Origin of the sequence: Polycyclovorans algicola TG408 (genome assembly GCF_000711245.1) — a bacterium.
In the GTDB taxonomy this organism is placed as follows: Bacteria; Pseudomonadota; Gammaproteobacteria; order Nevskiales; family Nevskiaceae; genus Polycyclovorans; species Polycyclovorans algicola.
In genome coordinates this window covers 1,078,313-1,097,544 of record NZ_JOMH01000001.1, presented here as the reverse complement: position 1 = coordinate 1,097,544, position 19,232 = coordinate 1,078,313, and the positions used below count along the sequence as shown (strand labels likewise).

The 19,232-nt window shown below is 58.6% G+C and carries 17 protein-coding genes, 2 tRNA genes and 2 rRNA genes; 6 read left to right on the top strand and 15 right to left on the bottom strand.

What is annotated here, in order from left to right; translation table 11 throughout:
- Positions 1 to 120 precede the first annotated feature (120 nt).
- From U741_RS0105300 to tyrS, 5 genes are all read right to left on the bottom strand, one after another.
- Positions 121 to 2,986: ribosomal RNA gene (locus tag U741_RS0105300) — 23S ribosomal RNA — on the bottom strand.
- Between the two features lie 331 nt (positions 2,987 to 3,317).
- Positions 3,318 to 3,393: transfer RNA gene (locus U741_RS0105295), tRNA-Ala, on the bottom strand.
- A gap of 42 nt (positions 3,394 to 3,435) precedes the next feature.
- A tRNA-Ile gene (locus tag U741_RS0105290) sits at positions 3,436 to 3,512 on the bottom strand.
- Between the two features lie 109 nt (positions 3,513 to 3,621).
- Positions 3,622 to 5,151, bottom strand: a 16S ribosomal RNA gene (locus tag U741_RS0105285).
- Together the 16S and 23S rRNA genes with 2 tRNA genes alongside form the textbook arrangement of a ribosomal RNA operon.
- A 296-nt stretch (positions 5,152 to 5,447) precedes the next feature.
- On the bottom strand, positions 5,448 to 6,674 hold the full coding sequence (gene tyrS, locus U741_RS0105280) for a tyrosine--tRNA ligase (RefSeq protein ID WP_029889444.1): 1,227 nt from the start codon (positions 6,672 to 6,674) through the stop codon (positions 5,448 to 5,450).
- 257 nt (positions 6,675 to 6,931) lie between these two features.
- Between tyrS and U741_RS0105275 the strand changes: the two genes are divergently transcribed.
- Complete coding sequence (locus U741_RS0105275; protein ID WP_052378514.1) at positions 6,932 to 8,254, top strand: OapA family protein; 1,323 nt, start codon at positions 6,932 to 6,934, stop codon at positions 8,252 to 8,254.
- Between the two features lie 8 nt (positions 8,255 to 8,262).
- A complete protein-coding gene (locus U741_RS0105270) occupies positions 8,263 to 9,357 on the top strand; it encodes an anhydro-N-acetylmuramic acid kinase (RefSeq protein WP_029889442.1) in 1,095 nt (364 codons plus the stop codon).
- Between the two features lie 19 nt (positions 9,358 to 9,376).
- Here the strand turns inward: U741_RS0105270 and erpA are convergent, their stop codons facing one another.
- From erpA to argC, 4 genes are read right to left on the bottom strand one after another with little or no spacing between them, the layout of a single operon-like run.
- Positions 9,377 to 9,721 carry an iron-sulfur cluster insertion protein ErpA gene (erpA, locus tag U741_RS0105265; RefSeq protein WP_029889441.1) on the bottom strand — a complete coding sequence of 115 codons (345 nt, stop codon included), beginning with the start codon at positions 9,719 to 9,721 and terminating at the stop codon, positions 9,377 to 9,379.
- 36 nt (positions 9,722 to 9,757) lie between these two features.
- A complete protein-coding gene (locus U741_RS0105260; RefSeq protein WP_084154671.1) occupies positions 9,758 to 10,249 on the bottom strand; it encodes a bactofilin family protein in 492 nt (163 codons plus the stop codon).
- 24 nt (positions 10,250 to 10,273) lie between these two features.
- A complete protein-coding gene (locus tag U741_RS0105255; RefSeq protein WP_029889439.1) occupies positions 10,274 to 11,041 on the bottom strand; it encodes a DUF6776 family protein in 768 nt (255 codons plus the stop codon).
- Positions 11,038 to 12,075: an N-acetyl-gamma-glutamyl-phosphate reductase gene (argC, locus tag U741_RS0105250; protein WP_029889438.1), complete on the bottom strand. Its 1,038-nt coding sequence runs from the start codon at positions 12,073 to 12,075 to the stop codon at positions 11,038 to 11,040. The genes U741_RS0105255 and argC overlap by 4 nt, the downstream gene beginning before the upstream one ends.
- 62 nt (positions 12,076 to 12,137) lie before the next feature.
- Between argC and U741_RS0105245 the strand changes: the two genes are divergently transcribed.
- Positions 12,138 to 12,554 carry a CopD family protein gene (locus U741_RS0105245; RefSeq protein ID WP_029889437.1) on the top strand — a complete coding sequence of 139 codons (417 nt, stop codon included), beginning with the start codon at positions 12,138 to 12,140 and terminating at the stop codon, positions 12,552 to 12,554.
- Positions 12,555 to 12,617: 63 nt separating this feature from the next.
- On the opposite strand, the gene bfr is transcribed toward U741_RS0105245, so the two are convergent.
- From bfr to U741_RS0105230, 3 genes are all read right to left on the bottom strand, one after another.
- Positions 12,618 to 13,100 carry a bacterioferritin gene (gene bfr / locus U741_RS0105240; protein ID WP_029889436.1) on the bottom strand — a complete coding sequence of 161 codons (483 nt, stop codon included), beginning with the start codon at positions 13,098 to 13,100 and terminating at the stop codon, positions 12,618 to 12,620.
- Between the two features lie 94 nt (positions 13,101 to 13,194).
- The gene (locus U741_RS17685) at positions 13,195 to 13,515 is read right to left on the bottom strand and encodes a (2Fe-2S)-binding protein (RefSeq protein ID WP_052378513.1); all 321 of its coding nucleotides are present in this window, start codon (positions 13,513 to 13,515) and stop codon (positions 13,195 to 13,197) included.
- Between the two features lie 173 nt (positions 13,516 to 13,688).
- Positions 13,689 to 13,901: a cold-shock protein gene (locus U741_RS0105230; RefSeq protein WP_029889435.1), complete on the bottom strand. Its 213-nt coding sequence runs from the start codon at positions 13,899 to 13,901 to the stop codon at positions 13,689 to 13,691.
- Between the two features lie 238 nt (positions 13,902 to 14,139).
- On the opposite strand from U741_RS0105230, the gene U741_RS0105225 reads away from it, so the two are divergent.
- Together U741_RS0105225 and U741_RS0105220 are read left to right on the top strand one after the other, a co-directional pair.
- Complete coding sequence (locus U741_RS0105225) at positions 14,140 to 14,334, top strand: DUF4169 family protein (RefSeq protein WP_029889434.1); 195 nt, start codon at positions 14,140 to 14,142, stop codon at positions 14,332 to 14,334.
- Positions 14,331 to 14,915, top strand: a complete 585-nt coding sequence (locus tag U741_RS0105220; protein ID WP_029889433.1) for a DUF2946 family protein — start codon at positions 14,331 to 14,333, stop codon at positions 14,913 to 14,915. Before U741_RS0105225 ends, U741_RS0105220 begins: the two co-directional genes overlap by 4 nt.
- Here U741_RS0105220 and U741_RS0105215 read toward each other — a convergent pair.
- Positions 14,909 to 15,121 (bottom strand): SlyX family protein, encoded by a 213-nt coding sequence (locus tag U741_RS0105215; RefSeq protein WP_029889432.1) that lies wholly within the window; start codon positions 15,119 to 15,121, stop codon positions 14,909 to 14,911. The genes U741_RS0105220 and U741_RS0105215 overlap by 7 nt on opposite strands.
- Positions 15,122 to 15,220: 99 nt before the next feature.
- Between U741_RS0105215 and U741_RS0105210 the strand changes: the two genes are divergently transcribed.
- A complete protein-coding gene (locus tag U741_RS0105210; protein WP_029889431.1) occupies positions 15,221 to 16,312 on the top strand; it encodes a mechanosensitive ion channel family protein in 1,092 nt (363 codons plus the stop codon).
- A gap of 80 nt (positions 16,313 to 16,392) precedes the next feature.
- Here U741_RS0105210 and U741_RS0105205 read toward each other — a convergent pair whose 3' ends face one another.
- Both U741_RS0105205 and U741_RS0105200 read right to left on the bottom strand, forming a co-directional pair.
- A complete protein-coding gene (locus U741_RS0105205; protein WP_052378512.1) occupies positions 16,393 to 17,532 on the bottom strand; it encodes a putative porin in 1,140 nt (379 codons plus the stop codon).
- A gap of 27 nt (positions 17,533 to 17,559) precedes the next feature.
- Positions 17,560 to 19,155 carry a BCCT family transporter gene (locus U741_RS0105200; protein WP_029889429.1) on the bottom strand — a complete coding sequence of 532 codons (1,596 nt, stop codon included), beginning with the start codon at positions 19,153 to 19,155 and terminating at the stop codon, positions 17,560 to 17,562.
- Positions 19,156 to 19,232: the final 77 nt, after the last annotated feature.

Sequence of the window (19,232 nt, the reverse complement as noted above, 5' to 3'; positions counted from 1 at the left end):
GAACAGCTGTTTGCGATCAATGCCTGTCAGTGCAGACGGCTTAGTGGCGTGTTAAGCCACTGATGTTGCTGCGTTTTATTCTCTTCAGGCTTGCGCCTTTCAAGAATGCTTGAGCGTTATATGATCAAGCCGCACGAGCAATTAGTACTGGTTAGCTCCATGCATTGCTGCACTTCCACACCCAGCCTATCAACCTTGTGGTCTACAAGGGCTCTTCAGGAGTCTCTAGGACTCGCGAGATCTCATCTCGAGGTGGGCTTCCCGCTTAGATGCTTTCAGCGGTTATCCCGTCCATACATAGCTACCCAGCGATGCCACTGGCGTGACAACTGGAACACCAGAGGTATGTTCAACCCGGTCCTCTCGTACTAAGGTCAACTCCTCTCAAATCTCGAACGCCCACGGCAGATAGGGACCGAACTGTCTCACGACGTTCTGAACCCAGCTCGCGTACCTCTTTAACCGGCGAACAGCCGGACCCTTGGGACCTGCTACAGCCCCAGGATGAGATGAGCCGACATCGAGGTGCCAAACACTGCCGTCGATATGGACTCTTGGGCAGTATCAGCCTGTTATCCCCGGAGTACCTTTTATCCGTTGAGCGATGGCCCTTCCATACAGAACCACCGGATCACTTAGACCTACTTTCGTACCTGCTCGACGTGTCTGTCTCGCAGTCAAGCAACCTTATGCCTATGCACTCAAAAGCGCGATTTCCGACCGCGCTGAGGTTACCTTCGCACTCCTCCGTTACTCTTTGGGAGGAGACCGCCCCAGTCAAACTACCCGCCATGCAATGTCCCTGACCCGGATAACGGGCCTAGGTTAGAAATTCAAGTTTATCAGGGTGGTATTTCAAGGTTGCCTCCACTCAAGCTAGCGCCTGGGCTTCAAAGGCTCCCACCTATCCTACACAAACAAACTCAAATTCCAGTGCAAAGTTGTAGTAAAGGTTCACGGGGTCTTTCCGTCTTGCCGCGGGAACACCGCATCGTCACGGCGATTTCAATTTCACTGAGCCTCGGATGGAGACAGTGGAGCGATCATTACACCATTCGTGCAGGTCGGAACTTACCCGACAAGGAATTTCGCTACCTTAGGACCGTTATAGTTACGGCCGCCGTTTACTGGGGCTTCGATCAAGAGCTTCACCTTGCGGTTGACCCCATCAATTAACCTTCCAGCACCGGGCAGGTGTCAGACCCTATACGTCCACTTTCGTGTTTGCAGAGTCCTGTGTTTTTGATAAACAGTTGCCACTCCCTCTTCACTGCGGCCCACTTGCGTGGGCGTGCCTTCTCCCGAAGTTACGGCACCAATTTGCCGAGTTCCTTCATCCGAGTTGTCTCAAACGCCTTAGGATACTCTCCTCGCCCACCTGTGTCGGTTTGGGGTACGGATCACGATTACCTGAAGCTTAGAGGCTTTTCTTGGAAGCTGAGTATCAGGTGCTCCGGCTCAATTGAGCCTCGACGTCACGCCTCAGCATTAACGATCTCCCGGATTTGCCTAAGAGACCTGCCTAAACGCTTGAACTTCCATCCAACAGGAAGCCACCCTAACTTTCTCCGTCACCCCATCGCAGCAATCGTAAGTACGGGAATATTAACCCGTTTTCCATCGACTACGCCTCTCGGCCTCGCCTTAGGATCCGACTCACCCAGCGCCGAATATCGTTGCGCTGGAACCCTTGGGCTTACGGCGGAACGGTTTTTCACCGTTCTTGTCGTTACTCATGTCAGCATTCGCACTTCTGATACCTCCAGCAACCCTTACGAGTCACCTTCACAGGCTTACAGAACGCTCCTCTACCACACACACTTGCGTGTGCATCCGCAGCTTCGGTACTCAGCTTGAGCCCCGTTACATCTTCCGCGCGGGCCGACTCGACCAGTGAGCTATTACGCTTTCTTTAAATGATGGCTGCTTCTAAGCCAACATCCTGGCTGTCTATGACTTCCCACATCGTTTCCCACTTAGCTGAGATTTTGGGACCTTAGCTGGCGGTCAGGGCTGTTTCCCTTTTCACGATGGAATTTAGCTCCCACCGTGTGTCTCCCGTGCTCAATACTTCCGGGTATTCGGAGTTTGCAACAGTTGGGTAGGTACTTGTGCACCCCCCAGACCGTAACAGTGCTCTACCCCCCGGAGTCATACACGAGGCGCTACCTAAATAGCTTTCGAGGAGAACCAGCTATCACCCGCCTTGATTAGCCTTTCACTCCTATCCACAACTCATCTCCGACTTTTTCAACAGGCGTGAGTTCGGGCCTCCATTGTGTGTTACCACAACTTCACCCTGGTCATGGATAGATCGACGGGTTTCGGGTCTACTGCCTGCAACTAAGCGCCCTATTCAGACTCGGTTTCCCTGCGCCTCCCCTATTCGGTTAGGCTTGCTACAGACAAGTAAGTCGCTGACCCATTATACAAAAGGTACGCCATCACGGAACAAGTCCGCTCTGACTGCTTGTACGCATCCGGTTTCAGGTTCTATTTCACTCCCCTAGCCGGGGTTCTTTTCGCCTTTCCCTCACGGTACTGGTTCACTATCGGTCGACAACGAGTATTTAGCCTTGGAGGATGGTCCCCCCATGTTCGGACAAGGTTTCACGTGCCTCGCCTTACTCGATTTCATATGTTTGGCCTTTCGCATACGGGGCTATCACCCACTATGGCCAGCCTTTCCAGACTGTTCTGCTAGGTTTCACATACTTAAGGGCTACTCCGCGTTCGCTCGCCACTACTTGCGGAATCTCGGTTGATTTCTTTTCCTTCGGGTACTTAGATGTTTCAGTTCCCCGAGTTCGCTCCATACACCTATGTATTCAGTGCACAGTACCCAGCAAGCTGGGTGGGTTTCCCCATTCGGAAATTCACGGATCAAAGCTTGTTTGCCAGCTCCCCGTGACTTATCGCAGGCTACTACGTCCTTCATCGCCTGTTGTCGCCAAGGCATCCACCAGATGCGCTTGTTCGCTTGATCATATAACCTCAAACATTCTCGTCAGCCTGGCCTTGTGGGTCAGGTCGAGTCGCGTGCTTGCGATCATTTGAAAAAGATCACACTCAAAACTACAACGACATTTTTCGCCGTCAAGCACCTTTGGCATTGAATCACAGTGTCGGTCATACAGACCTTCTCTGTGTTGTTGCTTACAGTGTTCGACTTCAAACCTTATTGTTAAAGAGCTATAACCCGTTGCAGCCTGGGCTAAGCAAAACGATGTGCAGCAAGGTCTTTGAGACTTTTGCTGGACATGGCGCTTTGCTTAGCCTTGCCACCTGAACTTTTGTCTTGCCGTCTTGCATGCAGCTGGTGGAGCCAGTCGGGATCGAACCGACGACCCCCTGCTTGCAAAGCAGGTGCTCTCCCAGCTGAGCTATGGCCCCAGTTGCTTGAACCAGTGCGCGACGTGACAAAAGGTCTGTAAATGGTGGGTCTGGACGGATTTGAACCATCGACCCCACGCTTATCAAGCGTGTGCTCTAACCAGCTGAGCTACAGACCCAGTTCGGGTTTCATCAGTGCCATCACGGCCGCGAGGGCCTGTGATGCTGATGAAGTACAAGTGATTTGTGTGGGTGCTCTCATGCAGCATGGCTGCAGTGGCATTCTTGAAAGGAGGTGATCCAGCCGCAGGTTCCCCTACGGCTACCTTGTTACGACTTCACCCCAGTCATTAACCACACCGTGGACGGCGACCCCCTTGCGGTTAGTCTACCGGCTTCTGGTGCAGCCAACTCCCATGGTGTGACGGGCGGTGTGTACAAGGCCCGGGAACGTATTCACCGCCGCAAATGCTGATCGGCGATTACTAGCGATTCCGACTTCACGGAGTCGAGTTGCAGACTCCGATCCGGACTACGATGTACTTTCTGGGATTAGCTCCACCTCGCGGCTTGGCGACCCTCTGTATACACCATTGTAGTACGTGTGTAGCCCTGGCCATAAGGGCCATGATGACTTGACGTCATCCCCACCTTCCTCCGGTTTGTCACCGGCGGTCTCCCTAGAGTGCCCAACTGAATGATGGCAACTAAGGACAAGGGTTGCGCTCGTTGCGGGACTTAACCCAACATCTCACGACACGAGCTGACGACAGCCATGCAGCACCTGTGTTCCGATTCCCGAAGGCACTCCCGCATCTCTGCAGGATTCCGGACATGTCAAGGCCAGGTAAGGTTCTTCGCGTTGCATCGAATTAAACCACATACTCCACCGCTTGTGCGGGCCCCCGTCAATTCCTTTGAGTTTCAACCTTGCGGCCGTACTCCCCAGGCGGACAACTTATCGCGTTAGCTACGACACTGATTCGCTAAGCAAACCAACGTCAAGTTGTCATCGTTTACAGCGTGGACTACCAGGGTATCTAATCCTGTTTGATCCCCACGCTTTCGTGTCTCAGTGTCAGTACAGGCCCAGGTGGTTGCCTTCGCCATTGATGTTCCTTCCGATATCTACGCATTTCACCGCTACACCGGAAATTCCACCACCCTCTACCGTACTCTAGTGACGCAGTATCGGAAGCAGTTCCCAGGTTAAGCCCGGGGATTTCACAACCGACTTACACCACCACCTACACACGCTTTACGCCCAGTAAATCCGATTAACGCTTGCACCCTCTGTATTACCGCGGCTGCTGGCACAGAGTTAGCCGGTGCTTATTCTGATGGTACCGTCAAGACTCCAGCTATTAACTGAAGTTTTTTCTTTCCATCCTAAAGTGCTTTACAACCCGAAGGCCTTCTTCACACACGCGGCATTGCTGGATCAGGCTTTCGCCCATTGTCCAATATTCCCCACTGCTGCCTCCCGTAGGAGTCCGGACCGTGTCTCAGTTCCGGTGTGACTGGTCGTCCTCTCAGACCAGTTACTGATCGTCGCCTTGGTGAGCCGTTACCTCACCAACAAGCTAATCAGACATAGGCTCCTCCAAAAGCGCCAGGCCCGAAGGTCCCCAGCTTTGCTCCGTAGAGATCATGCGGTATTAATCCAAGTTTCCCTGGGTTATCCCCCACTCTCGGGCAGATTCCTATGTATTACTCACCCGTCCGCCACTAGCTGTACCGAAGTACAACCCGTTCGACTTGCATGTGTTAGGCATGCCGCCAGCGTTCAATCTGAGCCAGGATCAAACTCTCCAATTAAACCTAACTGGTCGGTAAGCGCCAGAACCTTTCAGCCCCAACACCCACCAGAGTCCTCACCAAAGCTCTTGGCTTTTGTGATACTCACTACGTTCTACATGGCCACTAAACGCAACCACACGAACACAAGAGCACCCACACAAATCACTTGTTCTTGTTCTTAAAGAGCGGCAACTGTAACCCCGAAAACTCCAAGGCCACCGCTGCAAGGGCGCGCATCATACTGTGAATCTGTGACGGGTCAACGCCCTATGAGGCACATATTTTATTAGTTATTGATTTTGTTGGTTTTATTTTTATCCCTCTGCGCCGATTCTAGCCGCGAAGGCCAGCTTGAGCCTTGCATGACGGCGTGAGCCGACCTGCAACAGGTAGGTTTCACCAGGTCGCAGGATATGCGCGCGGTCTTCCACCTTCTCGCCGTTCACGCGCACAGCCCGCTGCTCGATGAGTCGGGCGCCCTCGCTGTTGCTGGCCACCAGGCCCGCCTCCTTGAGGGCCTTGGCGAGCGGTATGCCCCCTGCGCCGCAATTGGCGTTCACCAAGGAAATGTCTTCGGGCAGTTGCCCCTGGCTAAAGCGCGCGGTGAACGCTGCCGTTGCACGATCACCGGCACCTGGGCCGTGAAAACGATCCACGATTTCAGCCGCAAGAAGCACCTTGATGTCACGAGGGTTTTGGCCCTTTTCGGCACCCTTCCGAAGGGCTACGATTTCTGTGAGTGGCCGAAACGACAACAACTCGTAATAGCGCCACATTAATGTGTCCGAAATGGACATGACTTTGCCGAACATCTCATCTGCAGGGTCGTTCAAGCCAATGGTGTTGCCCAGAGACTTACTCATCTTCTGCACGCCATCCAGTCCTTCGAGGATGGGCACGGTCATGATCACCTGCGGCACCTGCCCGGCCGCCTGCTGTAAGTGACGCCCCACCAGCAGGTTGAAGGTCTGGTCGGTCCCCCCCAGCTCGACGTCCGACTGGAGCACCACTGAGTCGTGGCCCTGCAGCAGCGGATAGAGAAATTCGTGAACCGCGATGGGTTGCCGCGCGGCATAGCGCTTCGCGAAATCGTCGCGCTCGAGCATGCGCGCCACGGTGTGCTGAGCAGCCAAACGCAACATCCCTTCGGTGCCAAGGGTGTCCAACCAGCTCGAATTGAAGGTCACGGTCGTCTGATTAGGATCAAGGATTTTGAAGACCTGCTCCTTGTATGTCTCGGCGTTTTCCAGCACCTCGGCGCGGGTCAGCGGCTTGCGGGTCTCATTTTTACCTGTCGGGTCGCCGATCATCCCGGTGAAATCGCCGATCAAAAAAATCGCCTCATGGCCGGCAGCCTGAAACGCACGCATCTTGTTCAGCAGAAGGGTGTGCCCAAGGTGGAGGTCCTTGGCCGTCGGGTCAAAGCCAGCCTTGACGCGTAACCGTCGCTTGTCCCGGGCCGCCGCCTCGAGTCGTTTGGGCAGTTCGTCTGCGGGCAGCACGGCTTCGGTGCCACGGGTAATTTCAGCAAGATCTAGCATCTGAGGCTCTGGGACGGTGGTGGCACTCGGCAAGCTTCATAGGGATCGCTCCAAAATGTAGGGCCAAGTGCTTGCATGAATTCAGGTTTTGTGTTGTCTTAAGCACGCTCCGAGAGCGTACTAACTCAACCATATATTGAGGCGCGTGATGCAAACGCATCGCCGCTGGGGACTTTTAGGTGTCAGAACAGCGTAATTATAAGCAGCCACCCCCACGCGGCAGCGCTCGCACCATTTTGTTGAGTCTGGCGTTCGGCATGATCGGGGCCTCGATGCTGCTTGCGCAGGTCGATGGTGAGCGCGAGCCAGAGGGGCTGATCTCGTCGGCAGCGGCCAGCACTAACCTTCCCCCGCTGATCAAACCGCCGGTTGAATTGACACGCCTGGTACTACCCGGCTGGTTGGAGCGAGACACCGCGACCCCCCGCTCGCCGATGCGGCCCGCCGATGACGTTCGGCCTGCCAAAGACTGGGTCGAGGTCACCGTCAAAAGCGGCCAGACATTCTCAACGGTGGTCGAGGGTCTCGGCATGCCACCCTCGGACTGGGCTGCAGTGCTAGCACTCAAGGGAGACGCCAGCCGACTGTCGCGCATACGCGTGGGCGACACCCTTCGCTTCAAGATCAAGAATGACCGGCTGGCCGGCATGGAATACGCGCTCGATGAGCTGACCACGCTACAGATCAACCGGGCTGATGATGGTCTTGCGGCGGCAACTCAAACTGCCAGCGTTGAGCATCGCCAGACCTACGCCGCTGGCCAAATCGATTCATCGCTGTTCGCCGCCGGGTTGGACGCCGGACTGACCAACCGGCTGATCATGGAGATGGCCGAGATCTTCGGCTATCAGATCGACTTTGCGCTCGAATTGCGCCGTGGCGACCGGTTCACGGTCCTCTTCGAAGAACTCTACAAAGACGGCAAGCGTCTGCGCGAGGGCCGCATTCTCGCTGCCGAATTCGTCAACCAGAATCGTCGCCTACAGGCATTCCGACACGAAGACGACGAAGGACGCGGCGCTTACTTCTCCGCCAAAGGCGAAGCGCTGAAGACCGGCTTCAGGCGCACGCCGCTGGATTTTGCCCGCATCAGCAGCCATTTCAATCCCAATCGTCGGCACCCCATCCTCAACACCATCCGCGCTCACAAGGGTGTCGACTACGGCGCCTCAACCGGCACGCCCATCCGCGCCACCGGCGACGGCCGCATCAAACATCGCGGGGTCATGGGCGGCTACGGCCAGACCGTCGTCGTGCGTCATAACGGCGGGATCGAGACCTTGTACGCGCACATGTCTCGCTATCGCAGTGGTCTGCGGGTCGGCTCGCGAGTCACCCAAGGTCAGGTCATTGGCTACGTCGGTGCGACCGGGCTCGCGACGGCGCCCCACCTGCATTACGAATTCCGCATCAATGGCGTGCACAAGAACCCCGTCACCGTCGCCCTGCCGCGGGCCACACCGCTACAGCCGTCGCAAGTCGCGAAATGGTCGCCCCAAGTCGAAGTCTGGCTCGCCGAACTTGAAAAAATCGACCAGCGCCAACTGGCGATGAAAAACGGCGCCGAACTGCCTAACTGACGCCGCCCATGACGACTGCGCCGGAACGCTGGATCGGCGTGATGTCGGGGACCAGTCTCGACGGGATCGATGCAGTCCGCTGTCAATTCCAAGATGGCACCTGGGGCGGGATCGAGGCTGTGGAGCAACACCCCTGGCCTGACAGCCTGCGACAGGCGCTAATGGCGCTACAGGCCGGTGACAGCCGCGTCAGCGCTGCAGAATGGGCTGCGCTCGATCAGGCCGTCTCAGCCTGCTATGTGGCCGCGATCAGCCCCCTGATTGGTGACGTGCCGGTCGCCGGCATCGGCCTGCACGGGCAGACCGTGTTCCACGACGGCGAGCGCTTAATGACCAGCCTCCAGCTGGGCAACCCTCATTGGATCGCGGCACGAACCGGATGCCTCGTGGTACACGATTTTCGGCGCGCCGACATGGCCTTAGGGGGGCAAGGTGCCCCCCTGGTTCCGGCCTTCCATCAAGCCTTGTTCGCACACCCGAATGAACGCAGGGGCGTCGTCAACATCGGCGGCATCAGCAACCTCACCCTCCTCTCGGGGCCGGCCGCGCCGTTGACGGGCTACGACACTGGCCCCGGCAACGGTCTGATGGATGAGTGGATCCAGACCTGCCGCGGTGAAGCCTTTGATGCTCAGGGCCAGTGGGCCGCGAGCGGCCATGTCATTGACGCACTGGTGGCGACTGCATTGGCGCATGCGTGGTTTTCACGTCCACCACCCAAGAGCACCGGCCGCGATTATTTCTCACTGCGTTGGCTTGATGCTGTTTCCCCTGACTGGCGTCGGCATGACGCAGCGGACATTCAGCGCAGCCTGTTAGAGATCACCGCAGCCAGCGTGGCCCGCGAGGCCGCCTCCTGCGAGCGTCTGCTGGTCTGCGGCGGCGGCGCTCATAACCAAAACCTGATGCAGCGGCTTGCCACGCTGATGCCGGAGACCCAGGTAGAAACAACAGGTGTCCACGGGCTGAACGTTCAGCACGTCGAGGCAGCGGCCTTTGCTTGGCTCGCCGAGCGCCGTCACGCCGAGCGCACCGGACCTTGGCATCAGGCCACTGGCGCGACCCAAGCGGCCCGACTGGGGAGCGTCAGCCTACCGCCGTAGAGTTGACTGGTGCAGCGCGCTACATTGAAAACGAGTTACCACACCCGCAAGTCGTACTGGCATTCGGGTTACGAATGACGAACTGGGCGCCCTCGACGTTTTCGCGGTAGTCGATCTCGGCCCCCTGCAGGTACTGCAGGCTCATTGAGTCAACCAGCAAAGTCACGCCGTTCTTGATCACCACGGTGTCATCTTCGGCGGTGTCATGGTCGAATTTGAATCCGTACTGGAACCCCGAACAGCCGCCCCCTGTGACGAAGACCCGCAGCTTTTGCGAGGTGTCTTCTTCGTCGTTCAACAGTGTGCGCACCTTGTTGGCTGCCGCGTCGCTGAAAATTACGCTTTCATCAAGTTCACTTTCCATTACAACCTCTCCAAACTCATTACTGACCCGCCCAGTTCACTTCGACAGCACCGATCGCGGTAGTTCGGTGCCGATTGCTGCGGGCTCATCGTTGTCCGGCGTCTTGCTCCGGGCATTGGGACCTAGCGAGGCAAGTGCGTCGCCCGATTCGTGAATCATCTGACCGTTGACGGTGGCGCCGGCCTCCATCTCAATCACCTTGTACGAGACGTTGCCGGTGACCCGCGCCTTTGACGACATTCGCAAACGTTCGCTGGCATACACGTCACCCACCACACCGCCATTCAGCATGATATTGGGGACACGGACGTCGCCTTCAATAAGGCCACTGTCACTCACCGACAATTCGGCACTCTTGTCTGCGGCGGCCAACACCTTGCCACGGACCTTGCCATCGACATGCAAGCCGCCAGAAAAGCGGACGTCACCCGAAATCTCAGTCTGTCGACCAATCAGGGTGTCAACTGTCGAGCCGCCCTTGGAGGGTGAAGCCGGGCTGCTCGTGTTACCGCCAAATAACTTGCTCATTTTTTTCGCTCCATCTGCAGGGGTTTAGGGCGACCGAGATGGAACTTCGGCCGCTAGCACGCTCCGCCGCCACTCCAAGACTTCCTCAACGGCTGGCGCGCTTCCGTCGGGAATCAACTGTACGCGGATTCGCTGGGGCTTAAGACCAGCCGGCAGCTTGATCATGCCGTCGAACTCCTGAAAGTACTGAAAATCGTAGCGTTGCATTTCGTCACTCTCTTCGCGCAATTCGTGCCAGGCAACCGTGACCGGACGCCCGTCGCGAACCCCTTCGACAACCAGCTTGAACTGTCCCTCCGCACTGCCCTGTCGCCGCACCGCTTGCACCAGCACCAGTTCATATCGATACCGCGGCGTGCCGCCTACCGGTGAGAGTTTGAGGCCGTGCACCCTGACGCCCGCCTTGATCACGTCGGGAGAGACGATGCCGCGGTAAAACGCGAGCTGTTCGCGTAACTCCAGCAATTCACCCTGCAGGTCGCCCAGCTCTGTTCGCAACAACTGAGTGGCCTCGGACTCGACCTGCTGAGACTGCCGCAGAAAGGCCAGCTCATCACGGAGAACCTCGTTCTCGTCACGCTTTTCGCGCAGCGACTGGGTCAGCGTCTTGCGCACCGCCAAAAGCTCGTCCAGTTCCCGACGATACTTGGCGGCGTCATCTTCGAACGCATGACGCGCCAGGATAAATAATCCCCAAAGCGCAATAACCCCTAGCGCCGTGAGCCCGGCGATCCAAAGTAGCCTTGGCCCGCGCCGTTTCGGTTGGCGAATGACGATTTCAGGCAGATTCACGGCGCCAGCGGCACCCCGTCGAGCCCGCTGCGTTCATCAATTCCGAACATGATGTTCATGTTCTGCACCGCCTGGCCAGACGCCCCCTTGACCAGATTGTCGATCACCGACAGGACAATCACCGTGCGCTGGTCAGCGGCCAGATGGACGGCCAACCGGCAGGTATTGGCCGCGCGCACGTGACGGGTCTCAGGGTGAGAGCCGGCCGGCATGACGTCAACAAAGGGCTCATCGGCGTAGCTGGACTCAAACAGGGCCTGCAGGTCGCCGGCAGGTTTCAAGAGCCGCGCGTATATCGTTGCATGAATGCCGCGAATCAGCGGCAGCAAATGCGGCACGAAGGTCAGTCCCACGTCTCCTGCGGCCATCTCACGGAGCCCCTGGGTGATCTCGGGGCCGTGACGATGCCCGCCACCGGCCACGCCGTAGGCCTTGAAATTGTCACCCGCCTCGCACAGCAGCGAGCCCACCTTGGCCTCGCGCCCCGCGCCACTGACACCTGACTTGCAGTCTGCAATCAACCCTTGCGACTCGATCCACCCGGCGTCCAGCAGCGGCTTGAGCGCCAATTGCACAGCAGTCGGGTAGCAGCCCGGGTTGGCCACCAGGCGCGCCTCACTGATGTCGGCGCGATTCATCTCCGGCAGCCCGTAAACCGCTTCCTCAAGCAATGTCGTGGCAGTGTGCTCAAGGCCGTACCAATGCTTGAATACCAGCGGATCACGCAGGCGGAAGTCGGCCGACAAGTCAATCACCCGCACACCCTGCTCGATCAGCACATCGGCGCTGTTCATTGCCACGCCGTGCGGCGTCGCGAAGAACACCACGTCGCAGTCCGCAAGCGCCGCCGGGTCTGGCGCACTGAAAACCACGTCGACATGGCCGCGCAAGTTGGGGAAGAGCGCATCGGCGCGCAGCCCCGCTTCCTTGCGTGAGGTCAGCACCTCGACCCGCGCGGCAGGGTGCTGGGCCAACAGACGCAGCAACTCTGAACCGGTGTATCCCGTACCGCCGACAATGCCTACCGAAATCATGATCACCGCACCCGCGAGGCTGGGCGAGGATAATAACGGCTCAACTTTGAGGGGGTAACGACATGTTGTGGATCAAGGCGCTGCACGTGATTTTCATGGTCAGCTGGTTTGCCGCTCTGCTGTACCTGCCGCGTTTGTTTGTTTATCACGTGGCAGCGGGGTCTTCGGACGAGAAGGCGCGCTTCTGCCTGATGGAAAAGCGGCTGTTCGCCATCGGCAGTATTGCCATGCTCGGTACCTGGGTGTTTGGCGTGTGGCTGCTGATGATGGTGCCGGGCTACATGCAGGCGGGCTGGATGCACGCCAAACTACTGCTGGTGGTGGTGCTCACTGGTTATCACCACTGGCTGATCGTGTTCATGCGCCGCTTCCGCAGTGAGACCAACCGCACCAGCGCCCGATTTTTCAGACTGATCAACGAGGTGCCCGCCCTGTTTCTGGTCGCCATCGTGATTCTGGTCATTGTCAAACCCTTCTGAGCTGGGAGGCTGGGCACACCCAAAAAAGGCCATCTTGCGATGGCCTTTTTTGGGTGTGCCCACTCAATCGGCGGAGGGCGGCTCGGACTGGCTCTGACAGTAGTTCTGCACACCCACCAGCTCGATGATCTTGAGTTGCTCTTCGATGAAGTCGATGTGCTCCTCCTCTGACTCGAGAATGGCGACAAACAGCTCACGCGAGGCAAAGTCGCACACCTCTTCACAGTGAACAATCGCGTCCTTGAGCAGGACCAAGGCTTCCATCTCGAGGCGCAAGTCACAGGCCAGAACCTCTTCAACGTCTTCGCCGATGTAAATCTTGCCAAGGTCCTGCAGGTTGGGCAGGCCTTCTAGGAACAGGATGCGGGTGATCAGCTTGTCCGCATGCTTCATCTCGTCGATGGACTCGTGATACTCGTACTTGCCGAGCTTGCGCAGACCCCAGTTGTCCAGCATGCGGGCATGCAGGAAATACTGGTTGATCGCGGTCAACTCGTTTTTCAGAGCCTGATTGAGAAAATCGATAACTTTCGAGTCGGCGCGCATGGCGGTCTCCGGTAGATTCAAGACCGCACTATAACCGCCAATATGCAACTAAGCAATTGTTTTTATTGGTTTTTAATATTAACGAGTGTCATTCTCAGGCGCATTCCGGAAAGCTGGTGACCGCAGCGCCCGTGGCCAACGACGGCATCACCGACGCCGCAGCGGAATGCCCCTGCAGGCGTTGCCGCATAACGGCCCTGGCCTCGCAGGCGCAGCGACCGCAGGTCGACGCGATGCCCAGCTCCGAACGCAGCTCCGCCCACGTGCGCGCGCCGTTGTCAACGGCGGCATTGACGTCGCGGCAGGACAAGCGTTTGCAGACGCATATGATCATGGCCATATAAGAAAACAAATGCGAATCGTTGTCAACCACAATTGAGCCTTCCATCGTGCGGCGGCGCCCGCCGGTCATCATGCGCGATAGGTCAACCCGTCAAATGCCGGAATCGCCGGGCACCTTCCGCGACCCCTTAACTGGCGGACCGAAGACAGGGATGTCGGCGGACGCGCATTGCAACCGGCTTCTTCGCGTCAAACGGGCAAAAAAAACCGCAGCCGAAGCTGCGGTTTTTAGTCACAGACGTCGCTTTAGAGCGGACGGATCTGCGTGGCCTGCATGCCCTTGGGGCCGCGGACCGCTTTGTACTCGACCTTCTGACCTTCGGCGAGGGTCTTGAAACCCGTGCCCTGGATCTCTTTGAAGTGCGCGAAGAGGTCTTCGCCGCCTTCTGACGGGGTGATGAAGCCAAAGCCTTTCGCGTCGTTAAACCACTTCACGGTGCCAATTGTTGCGGTGCTCATGAAAACATTCCTATAACGTTGAAACAATCAAAAAATGGGGCAAAACCGCCCTCGGGGTTGCTAGCGATCAAGGAACGCATCACGGGCACCGGAGGGGCTGAAAACAACCCAAGACACCCGATGGATAACACTGCTTGAAGCCACTGCCCGACGCACGCTACGCGAACACTGATAGTTTGTCTAGCAACGATTATCCTCGGATCGACCGCGTATTGACGGGACGTAAAGGAGAGATGCTTTGGCCGACCTGATCAACCTCAACAAAGCTCGCAAGCTGCGCGACCGTAAACGGCACACGCTCGACGCCGCCGAACAGCGAATCAGGCATGGCCGCAGCAAGCAGCAGAAGCAGCTTGAGGCCAGCGTCGCGGCAGCGCTTCAGCGCAAGCTTGACGGCATCCGCCGCGCGCCTGACGAGGCCTTCGACGAATGAGCCCGGCGCCACGCGCCTGGCCCGAGTCCCCCGAGGTCTATGGGTATCTGAGCCTGGACGAACGCGGTCAATGGTTGATTCGCGGCGAACCGATCAGCCGCACCAGCCTGGTCGAGCACTTGCAACGACATTATCAATGCGACGACGGCGGCCGCTGGTTTGTAAAAAATGGCTGGCAGCAGGCCTTCGTGACACTCGCCTACCTGCCGTGGGTTCTGCGTGTCACGGGAGCCGGTGAACTGATCAACCACTGCCAACGCCCGGTCGCCAGCATCAAAGGTGCCGCAATTGATGAGTACGGAGCACTTGCCCTGCTCACCGACGCGGGCCCCGGGTTGGTCGACAGCCGAGACCTGGACTGGGCACTGGCGCGGCTCGCCGCAGGGGACCGTCCAGTCGCCGACGATGACCTGGACGACGCCCTGAAAGTGACCAGCGGTGCGCTCACTGCGCTCAGTTTCCGCACGCCGTGCGGCACCCTGTTACCGGTCCACCGGGTTGATCGCGACGATATGGCGGCGCACTTCGGCTTTGTACCCGACCCACGGCCGACGCCTAAAGCGCGTGAGACCCTTCAGTAGTGCGGCGGCGGCTCATGCTGCTGGCTCGCAGGCAGCGTGCCGCCCGCTTCGTCCCGCCGCAGTCGCTCCAGCAGCGCCTGGGTCAAGCGCTCAAGTTGGTCGATGCGCGTCTGCTGGTCAATCAACGCCTCGTTGAGAGCCTGCAGCGACGCTTCCAGATAAGCGACCTTGATCTCAAGCCTTTCCACGGCAGCATCCTGCGTCATACGGGTCTCCATCGCGGCATCCACTCGACGCCTTTTCTTGCGAACGCTGAAGGAACGCGATAAACACGCGGCCTCTTTCCAGCATGCCGACAGTTTCTCATGTCATTGACCAGCGTCATTTTTGACAACACCCTGCGCGACTGGCTTTTGGCGCTTGGGCTCGCCCTGAGCATCAATGTCGTGATCGGTCTCCTCAAATGGGTGATCATTCATAAAGTTGCGACGATCAGCCGAGACACCAGCAGCGCGCTGGATGACGCGGTGGTTTACGTCGCCCGATCAACCCGTCAATGGCTGATCCTTGGCTTGACGCTGTTCGCAGGCACCCGCTATCTCGAAATGCCCGATCGGGTCGGCACCTTCTTTACCGTCACCGCCACCGTCGCCGCCTTCCTGCAACTGGGCCTCTGGCTCAATGCGAGCATGCGCTTTTGGCTCGATCGCCATCAGAAGCGTGCGCTGGCCCAAGACGCCGCCTCGGCCACCAGCCTCGCTGCCGTGGGCTTCGTCGGGCGAATGGTGCTTTGGTCGGTGGTGGCGCTGTTGATGCTCGACAACCTCGGCGTGGACGTCACAGCATTGGTCGCCGGCCTCGGTGTGGGGGGCATTGCGGTGGCACTGGCGCTGCAAAATATCTTGGGCGATCTGTTCGCGTCACTGTCCATCGTCGTCGACAAGCCGTTCGTGATCGGTGACTTCGTGGTCGTGGATGACATGTCCGGCACCATCGAGCACGTGGGGCTCAAGACCACCCGAGTCCGCTCGCTCTCCGGCGAACAGATCGTGATCGCCAATTCGGACCTCCTGAAAACGCGCATCCGCAATTACAAGCGCATGTATGAGCGGCGCATCGTGTTTAAGTTTGGCGTGCTCTACCAAACCACTGCCGATCAGTTGGAGGCGATTCCGGGAATGGTGCGCGAGCTGGTCGATGTCACCGCCAACACGCGCTTTGATCGGGCACATTTCTTCAACTTTGGCGACTCGTCACTCGACTTCGAGGTGGTCTATTGGATGACCCTGCCCGACTTCAACGCCTCCATGGATGCCCAGCAGGCCATCAACCTCGGACTGGTGCGGCGCTTCAAGACAGCGGGCATAGAGTTCGCGTACCCGACGCGGACGCTGTTCATTGAGGGTGGCGCGGTACCGACGGCATCAGACGAGCACGAATCGCATCAAAGCGGTTAAGGCGACGCCCCCGCGGACGCCAAGGACATCAAACATCTTGCCGCCCATGGCGCCTCAAACTCAACGACGTTTGCTCTTTCTCAGAAGTAATAGCCCACATTGATGTTGAAGCGGGTGTGGGTGTCTTCAGCGGCGTCGCCCAGCGAACCGCCGATGAACGGCTGGTTGCGGGCCGTCACCAGATCAAAATAGGTCACCAGCCCGCCGGCCGCAACCGACATGCCCAGCGTGTTCATCCACGTGCGCCCGCCAACACCGCGCTTGGCGACCATCTGGCTGTGGTCGTTGTAGACCGTCACCGCCGTCACTGGCCCCCACTGCACCGGCAGCGCGTAGGCGAGATTGGCGGTGTGTACCGTCGCCGCAGCCGGAATGCTGTCGAAGAAGGCATACGCGCCCACCACCAGTCGATCTGCGTCAACGTCGGTGCGGTGGTCATAGCGGGTGGACTGCAGCATCAGGGTCCAGCGGTCAACTTTGGCGCCCACATGAACCGCACCGGCACGCTGCGTACCGATGCTGTCATCGGCGTCCACCAGGTCACCATAAAGCGCTGAGACGCCCAGTGAGGCGTCAATCGGACCTAGCGCGCCCTCCCAAGCCACGCGCAGCGCGGCAGTGTTGCTCTCGGCGATCTCCTGCGCGGGTGCGTCGAAGGTGCCGTCGCCTGTGCTGCGAAGTCCGAGAATGTCGTAGGAGTAACGCTCGGTGCGGTCATTGACGAAGCCGTCGATACCGCCCTGTTCGTCGTTCTTGAACAGACCCAACTGCACGTCCAGCGCATCGAGCTTGCCGTGCAGCACGCCGCCCAAGTCGTAGTCGTCCTCCAGCCCCACGTAATAGAGCATGCTGAAAAAGTAAGAGTTTGAATTGAACGGTTGATGCCCGAACGGCACCTTGGTCACGCCCAACTGGCCACGCCATGCCGTACTGAAGTCATAGCCCACCCAGGCGTGGTGAATCACCTGCATGTATTGGTAGTAGCGAAGCTCGGCCGACAGGATCACGTCGCCCACCGTGCCATCCAGATTGATCCGGAAGGTGTCGAAATCCAGATCACCGACCCGCTCACGGTTGGCGGGCTGGTAATCCTCGAAGCTGTACTGGAACCGCACGGCACCGCCAACGTTGATGCCCTCTACGGGCTCGTCGGCCATCACTGGTCCAACCAGCGCGCACGATGCCGCGGCCGCAATGACGACCTTGAACCCTTTTTTCATTGTTCTTCTCCCCCGGCTGATATCGGGTCAGTCAGCACCTCGCGGATGATCGACATCCCCAAAGGTTTCCTTGGGGGCATCGGGCTCGCGTTCACGCACGGTCGGGGTAATCGGCTCGCCCCTGAAGGCTTTGAGCAACGACACGATCATCAGCAACATCACCACCGAGAACAGCAGTCCGGTCGCGATTGATGCCGTTTGCAGTGCCTGCAAGCCCCCGCTCAGCAGTAGGGCTGTGGCCACCAGACCTTCGGCCACCGCCCAGAACACACGCTGGATGCGCGGCGGATCGAGGTCACCGCCAGCCGTCAGCATGTCGATGACCAGCGAGCCGGAGTCTGATGAGGTGACGAAGAAGGTGACGATGACCAGGGTCGCCACCGTTGCGGTGAGGCCTGACAACGGCAGCCGGTCCAGCGTGACGTAGAGGGCCGTGGTGAGGTCGTTCTGCACTGCGGCGGCAATACCGCCCTCGCCAACGAGTTCGTGGAACATCGCCGTGCCGCCCATGACCGACAGCCACAGGAAGGTCACCAATGTCGGCACGAACAGCACGCCCAAGGTGAATTCGCGGATGGTGCGCCCGCGCGAAATGCGCGCGATGAACATGCCCACGAATGGCGCCCACGCCATCCACCAGCCCCAGTAGAAAATCGTCCAGCTGCCGGCCCAGCCGGTGTTGCCCACCGTGTCGGTCCAGAAGCTCATCACCACCAGATTCTGCAGGTAGCGGCCCGTGGTTTCGACGAAGGTGTTGAGGATGTACACCGTGGGCCCCAGCACCAGAACCGCTGCGATCAGCCCCAATGCCAACCAGACATTCACCGTGGACAGTATCTTCACGCCCTTGTTGAGCCCCATCACCACCGAACCCGTGGCAATGGCGGTGATGAATGCAATCAACCCGATCTGCAGCATCACGCTCTGCGGCGCATCAACGAGATAGGTCAACCCGGCGTTGATCTGCTGCACCCCCAGACCCAGCGACGTCGCCACCCCGAACAGCGTGCCGAAAACGGCGGTGATGTCGATGATGTGCCCGGGCCAGCCATAAATTCGGTCGCCCAACAGCGGATAAAACGCCGAACGAATTGCCAGCGGCAGCTTGTGCCGGTAAGCGAAGTACGACAGCGCAAGCCCGACGATCACGTAGATCGCCCAAGCGTGCAGACCCCAATGGAAGAAGGTCGTGCGCAGCGCCACCTCGGCCGAACGCGGTGTTTCGCCCTCCACCGCGAACGGCGGGGTGATGTAGTGGTACATCGGCTCGGCGATGCTCCAGAACAGCAGGCCAATGCCCATACCCGCCGAGAACAACATCGCAAACCAGGCGAAGTAGCCGTACTCGGGCTTCTCGTGAGGGTCGCCGAGGCGCACGTCGCCGTAGCGCGACATCAGCAGCCACAACACAAAGCCGACGAAAATACTGGCCGCCAGCATGTAGTACCAACCGAGGTATTCGGTGATAAAGGCCTGCACCGCGCCGAAGACGGCCTCGGTGGGCACCTTGAAGAAAATCCCCAGCGACACGAACACCAGCACGACCGTGGCCGACGTGATGAAAACGGGGGGGTTGACGCGCGGGAACGGCCCCACGGCGCGGGTTTGAATCTGGTTCTGCACTGCACTTCTCCCTGAACTTGGGGAGCGCCGCAATCACCGGGGCGCGGCGGGCGCTTTCCGTTGTTGTTGAAAAGACC

Excerpts from the sequence above, each read along its gene's own strand:
- U741_RS17685 (WP_052378513.1), bottom strand. The coding sequence starts at position 13,515 with ATGATGACCGGCGGGCGCCGCCGCACGATGGAAGGCTCAATTGTGGTT.
- tyrS (WP_029889444.1), bottom strand. The coding sequence starts at position 6,674 with ATGCTAGATCTTGCTGAAATTACCCGTGGCACCGAAGCCGTGCTGCCC.
- U741_RS0105230 (WP_029889435.1), bottom strand. The coding sequence starts at position 13,901 with ATGAGCACCGCAACAATTGGCACCGTGAAGTGGTTTAACGACGCGAAA.
- U741_RS0105270 (WP_029889442.1), top strand. The coding sequence starts at position 8,263 with ATGACGACTGCGCCGGAACGCTGGATCGGCGTGATGTCGGGGACCAGT.
- U741_RS0105205 (WP_052378512.1), bottom strand. The coding sequence starts at position 17,532 with ATGAAAAAAGGGTTCAAGGTCGTCATTGCGGCCGCGGCATCGTGCGCG.
- U741_RS0105215 (WP_029889432.1), bottom strand. The coding sequence starts at position 15,121 with ATGACGCAGGATGCTGCCGTGGAAAGGCTTGAGATCAAGGTCGCTTAT.
- U741_RS0105275 (WP_052378514.1), top strand. The coding sequence starts at position 6,932 with ATGATCGGGGCCTCGATGCTGCTTGCGCAGGTCGATGGTGAGCGCGAG.
- U741_RS0105245 (WP_029889437.1), top strand. The coding sequence starts at position 12,138 with ATGTTGTGGATCAAGGCGCTGCACGTGATTTTCATGGTCAGCTGGTTT.
- U741_RS0105210 (WP_029889431.1), top strand. The coding sequence starts at position 15,221 with ATGTCATTGACCAGCGTCATTTTTGACAACACCCTGCGCGACTGGCTT.
- argC (WP_029889438.1), bottom strand. The coding sequence starts at position 12,075 with ATGATTTCGGTAGGCATTGTCGGCGGTACGGGATACACCGGTTCAGAG.
- U741_RS0105260 (WP_084154671.1), bottom strand. The coding sequence starts at position 10,249 with ATGAGCAAGTTATTTGGCGGTAACACGAGCAGCCCGGCTTCACCCTCC.
- erpA (WP_029889441.1), bottom strand. The coding sequence starts at position 9,721 with ATGGAAAGTGAACTTGATGAAAGCGTAATTTTCAGCGACGCGGCAGCC.
- bfr (WP_029889436.1), bottom strand. The coding sequence starts at position 13,100 with ATGCGCGCCGACTCGAAAGTTATCGATTTTCTCAATCAGGCTCTGAAA.
- U741_RS0105220 (WP_029889433.1), top strand. The coding sequence starts at position 14,331 with ATGAGCCCGGCGCCACGCGCCTGGCCCGAGTCCCCCGAGGTCTATGGG.